The 18,299-nt window shown below is 72.6% G+C and carries 20 protein-coding genes; 7 read left to right on the top strand and 13 right to left on the bottom strand.

Features of this window, described 5'->3' with window-relative positions; all coding sequences use genetic code 11:
* Positions 1-906 (bottom strand): DMT family transporter, encoded by a 906-nt coding sequence (locus OHA17_RS14000; RefSeq protein ID WP_406506938.1) that lies wholly within the window; start codon positions 904-906, stop codon positions 1-3.
* A gap of 68 nt (positions 907-974) precedes the next feature.
* On the opposite strand from OHA17_RS14000, the gene OHA17_RS14005 reads away from it, so the two are divergent.
* Positions 975-1,484 carry a hypothetical protein gene (locus OHA17_RS14005; protein ID WP_406506939.1) on the top strand — a complete coding sequence of 170 codons (510 nt, stop codon included), beginning with the start codon at positions 975-977 and terminating at the stop codon, positions 1,482-1,484.
* 15 nt (positions 1,485-1,499) lie between these two features.
* Here OHA17_RS14005 and OHA17_RS14010 read toward each other — a convergent pair whose 3' ends face one another.
* The gene (locus OHA17_RS14010) at positions 1,500-2,252 is read right to left on the bottom strand and encodes a hypothetical protein (RefSeq protein ID WP_406506940.1); all 753 of its coding nucleotides are present in this window, start codon (positions 2,250-2,252) and stop codon (positions 1,500-1,502) included.
* A gap of 193 nt (positions 2,253-2,445) precedes the next feature.
* On the opposite strand from OHA17_RS14010, the gene OHA17_RS14015 reads away from it, so the two are divergent.
* From OHA17_RS14015 to OHA17_RS14025, 3 genes are read left to right on the top strand one after another with little or no spacing between them, the layout of a single operon-like run.
* Complete coding sequence (locus OHA17_RS14015; protein WP_398876311.1) at positions 2,446-3,723, top strand: magnesium transporter MgtE N-terminal domain-containing protein; 1,278 nt, start codon at positions 2,446-2,448, stop codon at positions 3,721-3,723.
* Complete coding sequence (locus OHA17_RS14020; protein WP_406506941.1) at positions 3,710-4,285, top strand: DUF1003 domain-containing protein; 576 nt, start codon at positions 3,710-3,712, stop codon at positions 4,283-4,285. Before OHA17_RS14015 ends, OHA17_RS14020 begins: the two co-directional genes overlap by 14 nt.
* A gap of 44 nt (positions 4,286-4,329) precedes the next feature.
* Entirely contained in the window at positions 4,330-5,463 is a 1,134-nt protein-coding gene (locus OHA17_RS14025) for an Mrp/NBP35 family ATP-binding protein (RefSeq protein WP_406506942.1), read from the top strand.
* A gap of 54 nt (positions 5,464-5,517) precedes the next feature.
* On the opposite strand, the gene OHA17_RS14030 is transcribed toward OHA17_RS14025, so the two are convergent.
* From OHA17_RS14030 to sigE, 6 genes are all read right to left on the bottom strand, one after another.
* Positions 5,518-6,642 carry an FAD-dependent monooxygenase gene (locus tag OHA17_RS14030; protein WP_406506943.1) on the bottom strand — a complete coding sequence of 375 codons (1,125 nt, stop codon included), beginning with the start codon at positions 6,640-6,642 and terminating at the stop codon, positions 5,518-5,520.
* Positions 6,643-6,895: 253 nt separating this feature from the next.
* Positions 6,896-7,573, bottom strand: coding sequence for a hypothetical protein (locus OHA17_RS14035; protein WP_398876315.1), 678 nt, complete (start codon positions 7,571-7,573; stop codon positions 6,896-6,898).
* Positions 7,574-7,724: 151 nt separating this feature from the next.
* The gene (locus tag OHA17_RS14040) at positions 7,725-8,177 is read right to left on the bottom strand and encodes a sec-independent translocase (protein ID WP_053729944.1); all 453 of its coding nucleotides are present in this window, start codon (positions 8,175-8,177) and stop codon (positions 7,725-7,727) included.
* A 181-nt stretch (positions 8,178-8,358) separates the two neighbouring features.
* Complete coding sequence (locus tag OHA17_RS14045; RefSeq protein WP_406506944.1) at positions 8,359-10,230, bottom strand: trypsin-like peptidase domain-containing protein; 1,872 nt, start codon at positions 10,228-10,230, stop codon at positions 8,359-8,361.
* Positions 10,231-10,320: 90 nt separating this feature from the next.
* The gene (locus OHA17_RS14050) at positions 10,321-11,298 is read right to left on the bottom strand and encodes a zf-HC2 domain-containing protein (protein ID WP_406506945.1); all 978 of its coding nucleotides are present in this window, start codon (positions 11,296-11,298) and stop codon (positions 10,321-10,323) included.
* A complete protein-coding gene (sigE, locus tag OHA17_RS14055; RefSeq protein ID WP_199827105.1) occupies positions 11,295-12,071 on the bottom strand; it encodes an RNA polymerase sigma factor SigE in 777 nt (258 codons plus the stop codon). The genes OHA17_RS14050 and sigE overlap by 4 nt, the downstream gene beginning before the upstream one ends.
* Positions 12,072-12,236: 165 nt before the next feature.
* On the opposite strand from sigE, the gene OHA17_RS14060 reads away from it, so the two are divergent.
* Positions 12,237-12,902 carry an O-methyltransferase gene (locus OHA17_RS14060; RefSeq protein ID WP_053729948.1) on the top strand — a complete coding sequence of 222 codons (666 nt, stop codon included), beginning with the start codon at positions 12,237-12,239 and terminating at the stop codon, positions 12,900-12,902.
* Positions 12,903-13,013: 111 nt separating this feature from the next.
* On the opposite strand, the gene OHA17_RS14065 is transcribed toward OHA17_RS14060, so the two are convergent.
* Entirely contained in the window at positions 13,014-13,181 is a 168-nt protein-coding gene (locus OHA17_RS14065; protein ID WP_003966491.1) for a DUF3117 domain-containing protein, read from the bottom strand.
* A 320-nt stretch (positions 13,182-13,501) separates the two neighbouring features.
* On the opposite strand from OHA17_RS14065, the gene OHA17_RS14070 reads away from it, so the two are divergent.
* Entirely contained in the window at positions 13,502-14,302 is an 801-nt protein-coding gene (locus OHA17_RS14070; RefSeq protein WP_053729949.1) for an enoyl-CoA hydratase/isomerase family protein, read from the top strand.
* A gap of 26 nt (positions 14,303-14,328) precedes the next feature.
* On the opposite strand, the gene OHA17_RS14075 is transcribed toward OHA17_RS14070, so the two are convergent.
* On the bottom strand, positions 14,329-14,910 hold the full coding sequence (locus tag OHA17_RS14075; protein WP_406506946.1) for a DNA-3-methyladenine glycosylase I: 582 nt from the start codon (positions 14,908-14,910) through the stop codon (positions 14,329-14,331).
* Complete coding sequence (locus OHA17_RS14080; RefSeq protein WP_406506947.1) at positions 14,907-15,302, bottom strand: hypothetical protein; 396 nt, start codon at positions 15,300-15,302, stop codon at positions 14,907-14,909. Before OHA17_RS14080 ends, OHA17_RS14075 begins: the two co-directional genes overlap by 4 nt.
* 113 nt (positions 15,303-15,415) lie before the next feature.
* Between OHA17_RS14080 and folP the strand changes: the two genes are divergently transcribed.
* On the top strand, positions 15,416-16,300 hold the full coding sequence (gene folP, locus OHA17_RS14085) for a dihydropteroate synthase (protein ID WP_398876324.1): 885 nt from the start codon (positions 15,416-15,418) through the stop codon (positions 16,298-16,300).
* Positions 16,301-16,307: 7 nt separating this feature from the next.
* Here folP and OHA17_RS14090 read toward each other — a convergent pair whose 3' ends face one another.
* Together OHA17_RS14090 and dapE are read right to left on the bottom strand one after the other, a co-directional pair.
* Positions 16,308-17,069 (bottom strand): TIGR00730 family Rossman fold protein, encoded by a 762-nt coding sequence (locus tag OHA17_RS14090; RefSeq protein ID WP_053729953.1) that lies wholly within the window; start codon positions 17,067-17,069, stop codon positions 16,308-16,310.
* Between the two features lie 114 nt (positions 17,070-17,183).
* Entirely contained in the window at positions 17,184-18,263 is a 1,080-nt protein-coding gene (dapE, locus tag OHA17_RS14095; RefSeq protein ID WP_406506948.1) for a succinyl-diaminopimelate desuccinylase, read from the bottom strand.
* Between the last annotated feature and the right edge of the window lie 36 nt (positions 18,264-18,299).

Genomic DNA, 18,299 nt, shown 5'->3' on the forward strand with positions numbered 1-18,299 from the left:
TCAGTTGGTCCGGCTCGCCCGTACGACGAGGGCGAGTCCGGCCAGGATCGCGAGCAGCGCCGGGTAGGCCAGGGCCGGGGGCTGCTGGCCGAGCCAGAGGGCCGCGATGAGGGCGGCGCCGGGGGTTTCGAGCAGGATCGCCGTGGAGGTGACGGACGGGCCGAGGCTCGCCACCACCCGGTTCAGGAGGGAGTGGCCGAGCAGCTGGGCCGCGAGCGTGAGCACCGCGAGCTTCAGCCAGGTCGCGCCGTCGTACGAGGTGAGGTCGGCCCCGCTGACGAGGGCGGCCGTCAGGAGCCCGGCGGCGGCCGCGCCGTAGCAGAGGTAGGTGTACGGAACGGTGTCCACGCTCTTGCGGACCTCGGCGCCGAGCAGCACGTAGCCGGCCGCCGCGATGCCGCCGCCGAGCGCGAGCGCGTCTCCGGCAAGGGCCCGGGTCGACAGGCTGAGGTCGACGCCGGTGAGCATGACGACTCCGGCGCACGCGGCAAGGGTGCCGGCCCACACCAGGCCGGGCGGGCGGTGGCCGCGCAGGCGCAGCGCGATGGTCGTCCATATCGGGGTGGTGGTGCACAGCGCGGTCGACGAGGCGACGGACGTCATGCTCAGGCTGGGCAGCCACAGCCCGAAGTGCAGCGCGAGGAGAGCGCCGGCGCCGACGGTGAGCCCCACCTCGCGCCGGGTCAGCGCGCGCAGCCGGGCGCGGTACTTGAACCAGGCCACCGGGGTCAGCGCGCCGACCGCTAGGGCGTTGCGCCAGAAGGCGATGGCGAGCGCGGGCGCGGCGGTGGCGGCGATCAGCGGCGCGGACAGCGAGACGCTGGAGATCGCGACGGCGAGCAGGACGACGTCGATGCGGGGGACGCCCGCGGCGACCTGCGGCGCGGGGGTGGTGGCAGTGGTCACGGCGGAAGCGTAAGGGGCATGGCCGGATTACGGAACTGACTGTTCCCCGGGGCCTCTACTGTGGTGGCATGACGCAGACGTTGCTCGACCAGGCCCTCGTCGAGGAGGCCACGAAGAAGTCCGGGCTCATCTGGGTGCGCGGCACCGGGGTGGCCGAGCGGGCCCTGTGGCACGTGTGGCTCGACGGGGCGGCGTACGTGGTCGGGGGCGGCCCGGGCGAGCAGCCGCTGGAGGGCCTGACGGGCGGCGGCACGGCGGCGGTGACGGTCCGTTCGAAGGACAAGGGCGGACGGCTCGTGGCATGGACCGCGAACGTCTCCGAGATCCCCTCGGGCACGGCCGCCTGGGACGCGGCGGTGGCGGAGCTGAAGGGCAAGCGGTTGAACGCCCCGGACGGCGAGGCGATGCCGGCCCGCTGGGCAGCGGAGTGCCGCCTCCTGCGCCTGACCCCGACGGGCGGGCTCGGGGCGGTCCCCGAAGGCTCCCTGGCCACGGCCCCGCTCGCGTCCCCGGCGACGACGCGGCACGCGGTGCCCGCGGCGCTGCCGAGCCTGCTGTTCCGGCGGAAGCGGCGCTGAGCGGGGCACCCGGGGTCAGGTCTTGGGCAGTTGCTGCCCGTAGTCCACCGTGTCCCCCTTGGCCGGAGCGGCCAGCGCGAAGTCCTTGTTCCAGTCGGCCAGTTCGAGGACGCCCGCCCCGCCCGCCCGCTCGAAGCGGAGGGGATAGGGCGTGCCCTGGAGGGAAACGTCGAGGGTGCCGCCCTCGCCGTCCTTGCCCGCCGCGATCCGTACCGTACGGACGTTGCCGACCTCGGACCGGTCGCTCCTGGACAGCGCGCCCTGCAGCCCGAGCATCCCCTTGAGCAGCACGGACTTCTCGGTGAACCCGCGCAGCTGCTGGTAGGCCGGGTCCCCCGACGGCACCTTGACGTACTTGTCGTCGAGCTTGCCCGCAGCCGAAGCCGCACCCCCCGACTCGCTGTGCGACCAGAACCCCGCGTTCGCCTTGAGGAACAGGTCCTCCCCGACCCGCAGCAGCCCGAACGTGCTCTTCTGCGACGTGACCGTGCCCGTTCCGCCGCTGCTCTTCAGCTTCATGTCGATCTTGTACGAGCCGCCCTTGCTGACCAGCGTCCCCGAGAGCCGTACCGCGTCCGCGCCGTCCGCCGCCGTCCGCGCCCTGTTCTCGATCTCGGTCGCGGACAGCTTGCCGACGCCGTTGGTCCCCTCGTCGGGATCCGTACCGCACGCGGTGAGCCCCGCGGCGAGACCCGCGCACAGCGCGAGGGGCAGGGCGGCCCGGCGGGCCTGGACCCGTACCCGTACGGACAAGGGGGATGAGGTCACCTGCGCACTGCCTCTCACATCGATGTAGGGGGTCGGCAGACCGCACCCTACCCGCAGTGTCTACGCTGCTCGGCAGAGCGCCGTACGGCCGCCCCGCAAGGGCGTACCGCGCGACCACCGGCTAGCCTGAAACCCTTGTCCCGCAGCGATCGCGGTGGTGCGGAGCAACCCTGAACAGTAAGGAGGCGCTCGTATGGCGGCAGGCGCCCCCCGGGTCTTCGTATCGCACCTCTCCGGCGTCGCCGTCTTCGACCCCAACGGCGACCAGGTCGGCCGCGTGCGCGACCTCGTGGCGATGCTGCGGGTCGGCCGCCGGCCTCCCCGGCTGCTCGGCATCGTCGTCGAAGTGGCCGGCCGCAGGCTGATCTTCCTGCCCATGACCCGGGTCTCGGGCGTGGAATCGGGCCAGGTCATCACCACCGGCGTCGTCAATCTGCGCCGCTTCGAGCAGCGCCCGACCGAGCGGCTCGTCCTCGGCGAACTCCTGGACCGCCGGGTCACGCTGGTCGAGACCGGCGAGCAGGTGACCGTCCTGGACGTCGCGATCCAGCAGCTGCCGGCCCGCCGCGACTGGGAGATCGACAAGGTCTTCGTCCGCCGGGGCAAGTCGGGCGCGCTGCGCCGCAAGGGCGAGACGCTGACCGTCGAGTGGTCGGCCGTCACCGGCTTCTCCCTGGAGGAGCACGGCCAGGGCGCCGAGAACCTGGTCGCCACCTTCGAGCAGCTGCGCCCCGCCGACCTCGCCAACGTCATGCACCACCTCTCGCCCAAGCGCCGCGCCGAGGTGGCCGCCGCCCTCGACGACGACCGGCTCGCGGACGTCCTGGAGGAGCTGCCCGACGACGACCAGGTGGAGATCCTCGGCAAGCTCAAGGACGAGCGGGCCGCCGACGTCCTGGAGGCGATGGACCCCGACGACGCCGCCGACCTGCTCTCCGAGCTGCCCGAGGAGGACAAGGAGCGCCTCCTCACGCTGATGCAGCCCGACGACGCGGCCGATGTGCGCCGACTGCTCTCGTACGAGGAGCGCACCGCGGGCGGTCTGATGACGACCGAGCCGATCGTGCTGCGCCCCGACGCCACGGTCGCCGACGCCCTGGCCCGCGTGCGCCAGCAGGACCTCTCCCCCGCGCTCGCCGCGCAGGTGTACGTGTGCCGGCCGCCGGACGAGACGCCGACGGGCAAGTACCTGGGCACGGTGCACTTCCAGCGGCTCCTGCGCGAGCCGCCGTTCGCGCTGGTCAGCTCGGTGGTGGACAGCGATCTGAAGCCGCTGCCGCCGAACGCCTCGCTGCCCTCGGTGACCAGCTTCCTCGCCGCGTACAACATGGTCGCAGCGCCCGTGGTGGACGCGAGCGGCTCGCTGCTCGGCGCCGTGACCGTCGACGACGTACTCGACCACCTGCTGCCGGAGGACTGGCGCGAGACGGAGTTCCACGGGCCGGAGGGGGTACCGGATGGGCGGCACTGACCGGGCGGAGGAGCGCACCCGCGCGAGCGGCGCCAGCGCGCTGCCGCGCGGCCGCACCCGCCTCGACCAGCCGCGCGCGCCGCGCGTGCGGCTGCTGCCGGAGTGGGACCCGGAGGCGTTCGGCCGGTTCAGCGAGCGGATCGCACGGTTCCTGGGGACCGGGCGGTTCATCGTCTGGATGACCCTGATCATCATCGTCTGGGTCCTCTGGAACATCTTCGCGCCGAGCTCGCTGCGCTTCGACAACTACCCGTTCATCTTCCTGACCCTCGCCCTGTCGCTCCAGGCCTCGTACGCGGCCCCGCTGATCCTGCTCGCGCAGAACCGGCAGGACGACCGCGACCGGGTCACCCACGAACAGGACCGCAAGCAGAACGAGCGGTCGATCGCGGACACCGAGTACCTCACCCGCGAAATCGCCGCGCTCAGGATGGGCCTCGGCGAGGTGGCCACCCGCGACTGGATCCGCTCCGAACTCCAGGACCTGGTCAAGGAGATGGAGGAGCGCAGAAACGTATTCCCGCCGGAGCGGGCGTACGGACGTGACGAAGGCGACCGCTGACAGGGCTTTCCGTACTGTGCGGTAAGCGCCGTACCATCGGCTGTATGGCTACGGAAGACGCGGTGCTTGAGGCACTGGCGACGGTGAACGACCCCGAGATCCACCGACCGATCACTGAGCTCGGCATGGTCAAATCGGTTGAGATCGGTGCGGACGGGGCGGTTGCCGTCACGGTGTACCTGACCGTCTCCGGCTGCCCGATGCGCGAGACCATCACCAAGAACGTGACGGAGGCGGTCGAGCGGGTCGAGGGCGTCAGCCGCGTCGACGTGACGCTCGACGTGATGAGCGACAAGCAGCGCAAGGAGCTCGCGACGTCGCTGCGCGGCGGCACCGCCGAGCGCGAGGTGCCCTTCGCCAAGCCCGGCTCGCTGACCCGCGTCTACGCGGTCGCCTCCGGCAAGGGCGGCGTCGGCAAGTCCTCGGTGACGGTGAACCTCGCGGCCGCGATGGCGGCGGACGGCCTGAAGGTCGGTGTCGTCGACGCCGACATCTACGGCCACTCCGTGCCCCGCATGCTGGGCGCCGACGGCAGGCCCACCCAGGTCGAGAACATGATCATGCCGCCGTCCGCGAACGGCGTGAAGGTCATCTCCATCGGCATGTTCACGCCGGGCAACGCGCCGGTCGTGTGGCGCGGCCCGATGCTGCACCGCGCCCTGCAGCAGTTCCTCGCGGACGTGTACTGGGGCGACCTGGACGTCCTCCTGCTCGACCTGCCGCCGGGCACCGGTGACATCGCGATCTCGGTGGCCCAGCTGGTCCCGAACGCCGAGATCCTCGTCGTGACGACCCCGCAGCAGGCCGCGGCCGAGGTCGCCGAGCGGGCCGGTTCCATCGCCGTGCAGACCCACCAGAAGATCGTCGGCGTGGTCGAGAACATGGCCGGGCTGCCCTGCCCGCACTGCGACGAGATGGTCGACGTGTTCGGCACCGGCGGTGGCCAGAAGGTCGCCGATGGCCTCACCAAGACGACCGGCGCCAACGTGCCGGTGCTCGGCTCCATCCCGATCGACGTCCGTCTGCGCGAGGGCGGCGACGACGGCCGCCCGGTCGTCCTGTCCAACCCGGACTCCCCCGCGGGCGCCGCCCTGCGCGCCATCGCGGGCAAGCTGGGCGGCCGTGCCCGCGGCCTGTCGGGCATGTCGCTGGGGATCACCCCGCGCAACAAGTTCTAGCCGGACGGCCGGGGCGTCCTACGGCGCCCCGGCCCGACGTGCGGCACTCGCCCCCTACGCCGGGACGGACAGCGCCGCGAGGTACTCGGCCAGCGCCTCCTTCGTACGCGAGAGGGGGAAGCGGGCGCCCAGTTGTCCGTCGGGGCGGACGATGAAGCCGGTCGGGCCCTCGGGGCGGTAGGTCCGTGCGAACTCCCCCGCTGTGTCCAGGTATCCGGGAACCGGCAGCTCCACGACGGCCGAAAGGCCGGCCGGGGTGCCGGGCGACTCCCGGGGTTCGGTCCCCCGGGCGACGACGGCCACCGTCCGCGGCCCCCGCGCCCGATGGGGAGTCGGCGCGGCCGTCCCGATGGCACGGGCGCCTTCGAGCTCGGCGGCGGCCCGGGCGGCGACCGGATCGGCGGGGTCGGTCAGGTAGCGGATCACGACGTGCCCCGGGCAGCCGCGCAGAACGTCGAGCAGCCGCATCCGGTACGTGACCAGTGGCGCGGCCAGCCCTTCGCAGTCCGGGGCCCGGTCGCCCGGCTGGGGCGCGTCGGCCGGGCCGTCCGCGGCGCGGTGGCCGGCCCGCACGCTGTAGCCGGCCGGAAGGTCCCAGTCGGCCTCGACGTCGGCCAGCATGTAACTCGTCGGGAAGGCCCCGCCCTCGAAGGAGAGCCCGAGACCCTTGCGGACGGCGCTGTGCGCGCCGTCGCAGCCGAGGAGAAACCCGGCCCTGACCTCCTCCTGGCCACCGGAGGCGGAGTCGAGGAGCGCGGTCACACCGTCCGCGTCCTGGCTGAAGGACAGCAGTTCCGTCTCGCGCTCGATGGCCGTGCCCAGGCCCGCGAGGTACTCCTCCAGGAGGCGTTCCGTCTCGTACTGCGGCAGCGCGGCGACCCCGTACGGCACTTCCGGCGGCAGCTCCAGTTCCATCCGCGGCTGCTCGATGCCGTTGACGTAGGTCAGCTGGCCGTGGAGCGGCACGGCCGCCTCGACGACGTCGCGGGCCAGGCCCATCCGGTCCCAGATCTCCAGCGTGCGGGGCTGGATGCCCACCGCCTTCGCGTACGGAAGCCGAGCCGGCAACCGGTCGACGAGCCGGATGCGCACTCCGTGCGGGGCGAGCCCGGCGGCCGCGCTCAGGCCGACCGGGCCGGCGCCCACGATCAATACGTCGGTGCTGCGGGTGTGCGCCACGGGTGCCTCCCGGTCTCCGCCTGCCGGCCCCGGTCCCCTTCCAGTGTGGCGCCACGAGGGCAGCGCGGCGCGGCAACCGGGATCGCCTCGGCGCGGCCCGTACGACAGGGACCAACAAGCGCCTCGACCAGCATCCCGAGAGCGAGTGGAGCCCGCAGGACCTGCTCGACGCGGCCTTCCGCCACGGCGGTAAGGGTCGCCCCGCAGTGGCGAGGCGGCCCTTACGCGTACCTCCGCGCGCTCGGCGCCGCGCTCACTGGTACGACCTGATGTCCTTGACCACCGAGAAGGCCAGCCCGTACGCGCTCAGGCCGCGCCCGTACGCCCCCAGGTGCACGCCGTTCTGGGCCGGACCGGCGAGGATCCAGCCGAACTCCGACTCGCGGTAGTGGAAGTCCGCCGGCTCCCCGTCGACGGGCAGCGAGAGCGTGGACCAGTCGGGGCCGTCCAGGTCGTCGGCGAGCTCCCAGGCCGTCTCGGTCTGCTGGTCCAGCCATTCGCCGCGCCGGACGTGGTCCATCTGCGGGGGCCAGGTGAAGGCCAGCAGCCCCGAACCGGCCAGCCAGGCCGCCGAGGAGACCGATGTGGCCTCCAGGACACCGCCGTCGCCGCTGTGGCGCACGGGGCTGGCGGGGACGCTCACGACCACCGCGAACCGGTCCCGGTCGGCCGCGGCCGCCGCCTCGGGCCGTATCGACGGCTCGTCACCGTGCCCGATCGAGCCGTGCTGGACGGTGCCGTCCGCGGCCTGCGCCACCTGCATGAGCCAGCGTGCCCCGGTGAACGCCTCGTCGAGGCCGTACCAGGGGAAGGGCGCGCGCAGATAGCCGTCGAGCGTACGCCGGGCCACCGGCACTCCCTCCGGTGTGGACTGGGTGCCCTGGGGCGCCCCTTGAGCGGACTCCCCCGCTACCCGGCTTGTCGTCTCCATCTGCCCGGCCGCCTCCTGGATCAGTAGCGTCCGGAGCGGCCCGCCCCCGCGGGCGTCCTGGCTGCCGGACAGATGGAGGATAGCCACCTCGCCGCGGCTCGCCGGAAAAGCCCAAGTCGGATTGGCGTGTATCAAGTCTGATTGGCGTGTATCAGGTGGCGTCGGCGTCGAACGGGGGACGCTCGCCCGGGTCCAGCTTCTCGCGCTTCTTCAGCAGGTCGGGGGTGCCGCCCGAGCCGTTCACCGAACCGTTGGCGGCCGTGGTGGCGGTGGCCGATTCGCGGCCGTGCACCGCGTCCGCGACCTCTTCCATGTCCTTGCGGAGGTCGAAGCTGTTGCGGATCTCCTTGAGCCCCAGGTCGTCGTTGTCCATGAGCTGCTTGCGGACGAACGTCTTGGGGTTGAGGTCCTCGAACTCGAAGTCCTTGAACTCCGGGCCGAGCTCGGCCCGGATGTCCTGCTTGGCGCTCTCGGAGAAGCTGCGCACCTTGCGGATGACGTTCGAGACGTCCTGGATCAGCTTGGGCAGCTTGTCCGGACCGAAGATGAGCACGGCGAGGACCACGAGTGTGACCAGCTCCATGGGCCCGATGTCGTTGAACACCCGCTGCTCCTCGTGTTCTCAGTGCTCGCGATCTCGGCGCTTGATTCTCAGCCCCGCGTCCGGTCATGGACCGCTCTACGGTACCCGGCCGAGCTGTCGGCGCGGTACCCGCGGGGTGACCTTTGGGCATCGGTACGGGGCCGGTGGGGCGCCCGGCCCGCGGGCGCCCCGAAAGCCGGGGTCAGGACGAGGCGCCGAGCGTCAGAGTGAGCTCCTGCTCCTTGCCGTCCCGCTGGACCGTGAGCTTGAGCTGGTCGCCGGGGCGGTGCGCACGGATCTTCACTATCAGCTCCTCGCCGCTGTGCACCCGCTGGCCGTCCACCTTGGTGATCACGTCCTGCGACCTGATGCCCGCCTTGGCGCCGGGGCCGTCGGTGGCGACGGCCGGCTTGCCGTCGCTCGCCTTGTCGCCGACCCGGGCGCCGTCGCCGGTGAACTTCATGTCGAGCGTGACGCCGATCACCGGGTGCGTGGCCCTGCCCGTGTTGATCAGCTCCTCGGCGACCCGCTTGGCCTGGTTGACCGGTATGGCGAAGCCGAGCCCGATCGAGCCGGCCTGGCCGCCGCTGCCCTCCGTGTTGCCGCTCCCGGCCGACCTGATCGCGCTGTTGATGCCGATGACGCGGGCCTTGGAGTCGACGAGCGGGCCGCCGGAGTTGCCCGGGTTTATGGGGGCATCGGTCTGGAGCGCGTCGACATAGCTGACGTCGCTGCCGTCGCCGCTCTCGCCCCCGGCCGTGATCGGGCGCTCCTTGGCGCTGATGATCCCGGACGTCACCGTGTTGGAGAGGTCGAAGGGCGCCCCGATGGCCACCACCGGGTCGCCGACCAGGACGTTGTCGGAATTGCCGAGCGGCAGCGGCTTCATGCCCGATACGCCGTCGACCTTGACGACCGCGAGGTCGTACCCGGTGTCCCGGCCGACCACCTGGGCGGGCGCGCTCTCGCCCCCGCTGAAGGTCACCGAGATCTTCCCCGAGTCGCCGGCCGGCTGGACGACGTGGTTGTTGGTCAGGATGTGCCCGGCGTTGTCGAGCACGAAGCCGGTGCCCGTGCCGGACTCGGTGGCGCCGGTGACGTGGATGGTGACCACGCTCGGCAGCGCGCTCGCGGCGATCCCGGCGACGCTGTCCGGCGCCCGCCCCTGCGGCTCCTTGCCGGACTGGGGCAGCTTGACGCTGGTGATGCCGCCGTTGCGCTCGACGTACGCGCCCACCCCACCGCCGATGCCGCCCGCGACCAGGGCGAGCAGCACGGCCCCGACGAGCAGGGCCCCGCGCCGCGGCTTCCTCGGCTCGGGCCGCCCGACCTGCGTGAGCGGCTCCCCGGGCGCGCCCCAGGGGTCGTACTGCAGCCACTGCGAGGCGGGCGGAGCGGGAGGCGCCGCAGGCGCGGCGTAGGCGGACTGCGGCGCGGACGCCTGCTGTACGGGGGCCTGCGGCGCCGGTGCCGGGGCGGCGGCCGGGGCTGCCGGTGCCTGAGGTGCGGCGTAGGCGGACTGCTGGGCCAGCGAGGTGCCCCCCGGGGGCGTCGGCACCGGCCGCTGCACGGGCGGCGCGGGCGCCCACGGCCCGGGGCCGCCGTAGGGCGGCGTGCCATAGGGATCCGGCGCGTGCAGGGGCTGCCGGGGCGCGACGGGCTCGGGCTCGACGACCGGGCCGGGCTCGGCCTCGACGACCGGGTTGGTGATCGGCTCGGGGGCGGGCCCGGGGGGTGCGTCGTGTGCCGCGTGCGGGTCGCCCGCGTCGTCGCTCACCGGGGCCGGGGTGGCCGGCGGCGCGTCCTGGGGCGACGGGGCCACCGGGCTCGCGTCCCGGGCGGGCGGAACCCGCGGGTTCGACTCCTGGAGCGGCGGCGCCGCCGTCACGTTCGCGGGCTGTGCTTCGGCCGCCGGCGCGGGCCGAGCCGCCTCGCCCACTGCTGTCGGCGGAGCCAAGTCATAGGTGTCGGCCGGGACTTCGGCCGGGGCCGGGGCTTCGGTCTCGCGGCGGCGGCCTGCCTGCGGTCGGCTCCACCACTTCGGCTTCGGCCCGGTGGGCTTCTGCTCGTTCATGCTCTCCCCGCAACTGGCTTCCCTGCGTGCTCCGACGAGCACCCCTCCCCCGGATTCAACCAGGTTGCCGGGGGCGAGGGCAGGGCGCGGTCAGCGCCGGGCGGTGAGCGGGAGCCCGGAGGCGATCGGAGCCGCCAGCTGCGTCGGCGCCGCCAGGGGCGCCGACGGCGTGACGGCGAGCACTCCGGTCGTGAGGTCCGTCGTGGTGAGCGGGAGCGTCGCCACCGCCGGCCGTATCAACGGGGGCAGGGACGAGCCGTTCAGCCGGGCCGCCGGGAACGCGCCGCCCAGCTGCTGGACGGGCCCGTTCTGCGCGGGCATGCCGCTCAGGCCGCGCGGGGCCGGGGCCGTGGGCTGTGCGGACATGGCCGAAAGGAGGCTTGCCGCGGCGCCGCCGCGACGGCGGTCCTCGGCCGAACTGCCGCTCGGCGCCGGGGAGTTGGAGCGGATCGGGACGACATTGCTGCCGCTGCCCGCCGCGCGGGCGCCGGACGTCGAGCCCAGCGGCAGGGTGCCACCGAGCGCGATCGCCGCCAGGGACACGGCACTGGCGGCGGCGAACGCGAATCTGCGGCCGCGCCATGCCGAGCCCGAGCGGTCCTGCTCGGCCCTGCCCACCTCGTGGATGCGGAAGCCGCCGCTCAGCCCGTCGGGCAGAACCGCCGCATGGGAGCCGACCGGGACGTAGCCGAAGCCGCCCGAGCGGGGAACGCGCGGGTCCCCGGGGCCGCCCGCGGTGGGGGTCAGCACCCCGATTCCTCCGAAGAACCCGTCGGCCTGGCGCCCCCCGCCGAACGGTGAATCGTCGTCGTCACCCCCGGATCCGGTGGGCCCGCCGGGCAGTCCCTGGAGCCGGGCGAGGAAGCCTTCGGAGGGCGGCGGCGGGGCCGCCCGGGCGAAGACGTTCTTCAGGTTGCGCTGGGCGTCGGCCTCCGCCTTGCACTTGGCGCAGGTCGCGAGGTGGGACAGGACGCGCTCGCGGGCATCGTGGTTCAGCTCGCCGTCGACCAGGGCCGCGAGCCGGTCCCCGAGGTGCTGTTCCGCCGGGGTGGGACCCGTACCACTCACGCCGTCCCCTCTCCGGCCACCCCGAGAGCTCCCGGCGCCACCCCCGCCAGCGCGCGCTGCTGCTCGGCGCGGGCTTCGGGCGAACGGTGCTGGAGGGCCTTGCGCAGGTGGGAGCGGCCGCGGTGGATCCGGCTGCGGACGGTGCCGAGCTTCACTCCGAGGGTGGCCGCGATCTCCTCGTACGAGAGGCCCTCGATGTCACACAGGACGACGGCCGCGCGGAACTCGGGCGCGAGGGTGTCGAGCGCCTGCTGGACGTCGGCGTCGAAGTGGGCGTCGTTGAAGACCTGTTGGGGGTTGGGCTCGCGGCTGGGCAGCCGCTCCGCCGCGTCGTCGCCGAGCGCGTCGAAACGGATGCGCTGGCGGCGGCGCACCATGTCCAGGAAGAGGTTGGTGGTGATGCGGTGCAGCCAGCCCTCGAACGTGCCCGGCGTGTACGTCGACAAGGAGCGGAAGACGCGGACGAAGACCTCTTGCGTGAGGTCCTCCGCATCGTGCTGGTTTCCCGTCAGGCGGTAGGCGAGGCGGTAGACCCGGCCGCTGTGCGTGCTGACGATCTCCTCCCACGAAGGGGGAGTCCACGCCTGGGAATCCGCGTCGGCGAAGGTCGCGGTGGTTGCGGAGCTGGTAGCGCGGGAACGGTCAGCAATGTTGGTCACGGATTTCGGCTCACCCGCCGACCTGAGAAAGCGCCGCAGCACTCCTCCCCGATCCACAGGCGCAGCCGCACCTCCCCTGTCGGCTCTGGTGGTGTCCAGTGGAGCCCCTACCATAGCCACCTCGCCCGTTAGCTCCGGATAAGAATCTTTACGTGCATTTGGGACCGGCTTCCGGCCCTGTTCCCCGAACGTGTCCATGCGCTCCCCCGCGGTTCCCCCTGCCCTCCATAACGCGCGGTCCCATCTGCGGGTTCCCGACTCCAGCGGATACAGTCACCGTTGCGCCAACACAGGGGACAGGAGAGGGCCATTACCGCCAACCGGCAGACGAGCTGGGCGTTCGCGGACGCCTTTGTCGCCGAGGACGACGCGCTGCGCTGGGCCCGTGACCGGGCCCGGGAGGCAGGCCTGCGTTCGGTGTCCCCGGGGACAGGCGCCGCGCTGCGGCTGCTCGCTGCCACGGCGGACGCGAAGGCGGTCGCGGAGATCGGCACCGGCACCGGCGTCTCCGGCATCTACCTTCTGCAGGGCCTGCGTCCGGACGGCGTGCTGACCACCGTCGACCCGGAGCCGGACCGCCAGCAGTTCGCCAAGCAGGCGTTCCGCGCCGCCGGCTTCGCGGGCAACCGGGCCCGGTTCATCCCCGGCCCGGCCCTGGACGTCCTGCCGCGGCTCGCGGACGGCGGGTACGACCTGGTGTTCTGCGACGGCGACCGCATGGAGTCCCTGGACGTGCTCGCTGAATCGTTGCGCCTGCTACGACCGGGCGGGATCGTCTGCTTCGAGGGCGTCTTCGCCGATGGCCGTACGGTCGATTCGGGGGTCCAGCCGGCCGAGGTGCTGCGGCTGCGCGAACTGCTGCGCACGGTGCGCGAGAGCACGGAGCTCGTGGAGTCGCTGCTTCCGGTCGGCGACGGACTGCTCTGCGCGGTGCGCCGCGGCTGACCGGCCGCCCGCTCCCGCACGGCCCCGCACGCACAACACCGCCCCGGCACGGCACGCACTCACGTGCGTACCGAACCGGGGCGGTGAAGAGTCTGGGTCGAACCCGCTAACTCAGCCGACGACCTTCTTCAGGGCATCGCCGAGTGCATCGGCCTCGTCCGGAGTCAGCTCGACGACAAGCCGACCGCCGCCTTCGAGCGGAACGCGCATGACAATGCCCCGCCCCTCCTTGGTCACCTCGAGCGGGCCGTCGCCCGTCCGCGGCTTCATGGCCGCCATGCTCGTTCCCCTTCCTGAAACCAGCTCATCGTCAGCCGACGGCCCCCGGGATTGGGCACGCGTCACGGCATCGAACACATTGCTTCCAGGTCATTATCCCGCATCGCAGGACCCGATGACCAACATCGGTCTGCATCGCTTGAGCAACGCGCTCTATCAAAACCACTCAATTCGGCGATCCGCCTGCGATACTTCGCCGCCGCGCGTTCCTCCCCGCGCCCCGATTGTTTGACGCAGGTCACATGCCCACCACTCGCGATCTCCGCCATGCTGAGCGGATACGACACCGCAGAAGCATCCGCGACGGAGGGGATCCCACCATGGCCGACACCGTGCTGTACGAGGTGAGCGACGGGCTCGCGACGATCACGATCAACCGGCCCGAGGCCATGAACGCCATGAACACGGAGGCGAAGGTCGCCCTCCGCGAGGCGGTGCGGGCCGCCGCCTCGGACCCGGCGGTACGGGCCGTACTGCTGACCGCGACCGGCCGGGCGTTCTGTGTCGGGCAGGACCTCAAGGAGCACGTCGCTTCCCTGACGGCGGACCGCGAGGCGGGCACGGGGCAGACCATGAGCACCGTGCAGGAGCACTACAACCCGATCCTGAAGGCGCTCACCGAGATGCCGAAGCCCGTGGTGGCAGGCGTCAACGGCGTGGCGGCGGGCGCCGGGCTCGGCTTCGCGCTGGCCGCGGACTACCGGGTGGTCGCGGACACGTCCGCGTTCAACACCTCGTTCGCCGGCGTCGCCCTGACCGCCGACTCGGGCGTCTCGTGGACGCTGCCGCGCCTGATCGGCCAGTCCCGCGCGGCCGACCTGCTGCTGTTCCCGCGCTCGATCTCCGCGTCGGAGGCGTACGAGATCGGCCTGGTCAACAAGGTCGTGCCGGCCGCCGAGCTGGCCGCCGAGGCCCTCGCGGTGGCCCGCACGCTGGCGGCGGGTCCGACCGTGGCGTACGGCGCGCTCAAGGAGTCGCTGGCCTACGGTGCGGGCCACACGCTGGCCGAGGCGCTGGAGAAGGAGGACGAGCTCCAGACGAAGGCGGGCGCCTCCGAGGACCACGCCATCGCGGTGGCCGCGTTCCTCGCCAAGGAGAAGCCGAAGTACGTCGGCCGCTGAGCCGGGCGGTTCGAGCCCGGGACGGTTCAGGCGCCGCCCCGGGCCACGCAGTCCACGAGGTGGTCGTCGACCAGGCCGCACGCCTGCATCAGGGCGTACGCCGTCGTCGGGCCGATGAAGCGCAGGCCGCGCTTCTTCAGTGCCTTGGACAGGGCCGTCGACTCGTCGGTGACGGCCGGGACTTCGGACAGCGTGCGGGGGGCCGGGCGGGTCGCCGGGTCCGGGGCGTACGACCAGATGAGGGCGTCCAGCTCGCCGGGCGACCAGGCGGCGAGCGCCTGCGCGTTGGCGATCGTCGCCCCGATCTTGAGGCGGTTGCGGATGATGCCCGCGTCGCCGAGCAGCCGCTCCTCGTCGGCGTCGGTGAACTCCGCGACCGCCGCGATCCTGAAGTCGGCGAAGGCCCGCCGGAAGCCCTCGCGGCGGCGCAGGATCGTGATCCAGGAGAGCCCCGACTGGAAGGCCTCCAGGCAGAGCCGCTCGTACAGCGCGTCGTCGCCGTGCACCGGACGGCCCCACTCGGTGTCGTGGTACGCCACGTAGTCCTCGGCGGAAAGCCCCCAGGGGCAGCGCAGCAGGCCGTCGGGGCCGGGGATCGCGCCGCTCATCGCCGGGGTTCCTCGTCGGACGGCTCGGTCGCGGGGTCTTGTGCGGCGGGGTCCTGCGGCGCGGGGCTCTGGCCGCCGGCGACGAGGCGCTTCCGGCTGCCTTCGAGGGTGGTCTGGAGCTCGGTGATCCGTGCGTCCCGCTCGGCGAGCTCCGCGCTCAGCCTGCTCAGCACGTCGTCGACGTCCGCCATCCGGTAGCCCCGAAGGACCACCGGGATGCGCAGCGCCTCCACGTCGGCCCGGGCCACCGGGCGGTGCTCGGGCAGCGGGTCCACCAGGTGCTCCGGCTCGGTGTCCGGCAGCACCGCGCCGTCGTCGCCACCTCCGCCCACCACGGCGAGGGTCACGGCGGCGACCACGACGACCATCGCGATCAGCAAGAACCAGAACACGAGCGAGCCTCTTCCCGACGCCGGAAACCGTTCGGGTCCGATCGTGCCATGCGGCACTGACAGTTAGGGTCGCAGGCGGACAACGGCCCGGACCACAGCAAAGGACACAGGGGATGCACAGCGGAACGGACCGCGGCACGCTGCGGCTGGGACGACGCGAATTCGCCGCGTACGAACCGGTGGTGATGGCCATCGTGAACCGGACCCCCGACTCCTTCTACGACCAGGGTGCGACCTTCCACGACGAGCCCGCGCTCGCCCGCGTGGAGCAGGCGGTGGCCGAGGGCGCGGCCATCATCGACATCGGCGGGGTGAAGGCGGGCCCCGGTGACGAGGTCACCGCCGAGGAGGAGGCGCGGCGCACGGTCGGCTTCGTGGCCGAGGTGCGCAGGCGGTTCCCCGACGTCGTCATCAGCGTGGACACCTGGCGGCACGACGTGGGCGCGGCGGTCTGCGAGGCCGGCGCGGACGTCCTGAACGACGCGTGGGGCGGCGTCGACCCGAAGCTCGCCGAGGTCGCGGCGCGCTACGGGGCCGGTCTGGTGTGCACCCACGCGGGCGGTGTGGAGCCGCGCACCCGGCCGCACCGGATCGCGTACGACGACGTGGTGGCGGACATCCTGCGGGTCACCGTGGGCCTCGCGGAGCGGGCCGTGGAGCTGGGCGTGCGGCCCGACGGGATCATGATCGACCCCGGCCACGACTTCGGGAAGAACACCCGGCACAGCCTGGAGGCGACGCGGCGCCTCCAGGAGATGACCGACACCGGGTGGCCGGTCCTGGTCTCGCTGTCCAACAAGGACTTCGTGGGCGAGACGCTGGACCGGCCGGTGAAGGAGCGGGTGATCGGGACGCTGGCGACGACGGCGGTGTCCGCGTGGCTCGGTGCGCGGGTCTACCGCGTCCACGAGGTGGCGGAGACCCGGCAGGTCCTGGACATGGTGGCCTCGATCGCCGGGCACCGCCCCCCGGCGGTGGCCCGCCGGGGACTCGCCTAGGGCGCGGCTAGCGCCCGGTCTCCTTGGTGACCAGCGCGACCGCCTCGTCCACGTCGTCGGTGACGTGGAACAGCAGGAGGTCGCCCGCGGAGGCCTTGCCCTGGCCGACCACGGTGTTGCGCAGCCAGTCCACGAGCCCGCCCCAGTACTCCGTGCCGAACAGCACGATCGGGAAGCGGGTGACCTTGCGGGTCTGGACCAGGGTCAGGGCCTCGAACAGCTCGTCCAGGGTGCCGAGTCCGCCCGGCAGCACGACGAAGCCCTGCGCGTACTTGACGAACATGGTCTTGCGCACGAAGAAGTAGCGGAAGTTGATCCCGATGTCGACGTGCGGGTTGAGCCCCTGCTCGAAGGGGAGCTCGATGCCGAGGCCGACGGAGATGCCGTTGGCCTCCCTCGCGCCGCGGTTCGCGGCCTCCATCGCGCCGGGCCCGCCGCCGGTGATCACGGCGAAGCCCGCGTCGACCAGGGCCCGCCCGATCCGCACGCCCGCCTCGTACTCGGGCGAGCCGGCCGGTGTGCGGGCCGAGCCGAACACGCTGATGGCGCTGGGCAGTTCGGCCAGCGCGCCGAAGCCTTCGACGAACTCGGACTGGATGCGCATGACCCGCCAGGGGTCGGTGTGCACCCACTGGGAGTCGCCCTCGGAGTCCAGGAGGCGCTGGTCGGTGGTGCCGGCCTGCACCTGATCGCGGCGGCGCAGCACTGGTCCGAGCCTTTGTTCCAGCCGCTGCTCCGCCGGAAACGGGCTTCCCTCGGGGTTGGCCATGCCGTGCTCCCTCCGCTGACGATGTTGCGCGTGCTCAGCCAGGGTAGGTCGACGAACGTTACGAATGGCGGAATTCAGGCAGGCCACCCCACTACCGAAGCCTTGAAAGAAGGCTCAGTCGGTCAGCCAGGCGTACAGCCGCCGCTCGCACTGCGTGATCCGGTCCACCACGACGTGTTCGTTGCGCTTGTGGGCCAGGAGCGCGTCGCCGGGCCCGTAGTTGACGGCGGGCACGCCGAGGTCGCCGAAGCGCGAGACGTCGGTCCAGCCGAACTTGGGCCGCGCGGTGCCGCCGACCGCCGCCATGAAGGCGGCCGCCGCCGGGTGGGAGAGCCCGGGCAGCGCGGCCCCCGAGTGGTCGTCGATGACGAATTCGGCGATGTCGCAGTCCGCGAAGACCTCGCGGACGTGGGCGACGGCCTGCTCACCCGTGATGTCGGGCGCGTACCGGTAGTTGACGACGACCGTGCACTCGTCCGGGAGCACGTTGCCGGCGACGCCGCCCTCGATGCGTACCGCGTTGAGGCCCTCGTGGTACTCCAGGCCGTCGATCACCGGGCGGCGCGGCTCGTAGGCGGCCAGCTTCGCGAGGATGGGCGCGGCCGTGTGGATGGCGTTGGAGCCCATCCAGCTGCGCGCGGAGTGGGCGCGCTCGCCCCGGGTCTTCAGCAGGACCCGCAGCGTGCCCTGGCAGCCGCCCTCGACCTCGGTGTCGGAGGGTTCGAGCAGCACCGCGAAGTCGCCCCGAAGCCACTCGGGGTGGGCCTCGGCGATCTTGCCGAGGCCGTTGAGGTGGGCCGCGACCTCTTCGTTGTCGTAGAACACGAAGGTCAGGTCCCGGTTGGGCGCGGTCACCGTCCGGGCGATCCTGAGCTGTACCGCCACGCCCGACTTCATGTCGCTCGTGCCGCAGCCCCACAGCACGCCGTCCTCGTCGAGGCGGGAGGGCACGTTGTCCGCGATGGGCACGGTGTCGATGTGCCCGGCCAGGATGATCCGCTCGGCCCGGCCCAGGTTCGTGCGGGCCACGATGTTGTTGCCGTGCCGGTCGACGGTGAGGTGCGCCAGCTTGCGCAGCTCGCGCTCGATGGCGTCCGCGAGGGGCTTCTCCTCGCCGCTCACGGAGGCGAAGTCGACGAGCTGAGCGGTCAGCGAGGGCGCGTCCGCGGTGAGATCCAGGGTGGTATCGGCCATGGAGCCGACCCTAACTCCACCGGTGAGGCTCCCTTC

It is taken from the genome of Streptomyces sp. NBC_00212 (genome assembly GCF_045206365.1).
Taxonomy (GTDB): domain Bacteria; phylum Actinomycetota; class Actinomycetes; order Streptomycetales; family Streptomycetaceae; genus Streptomyces.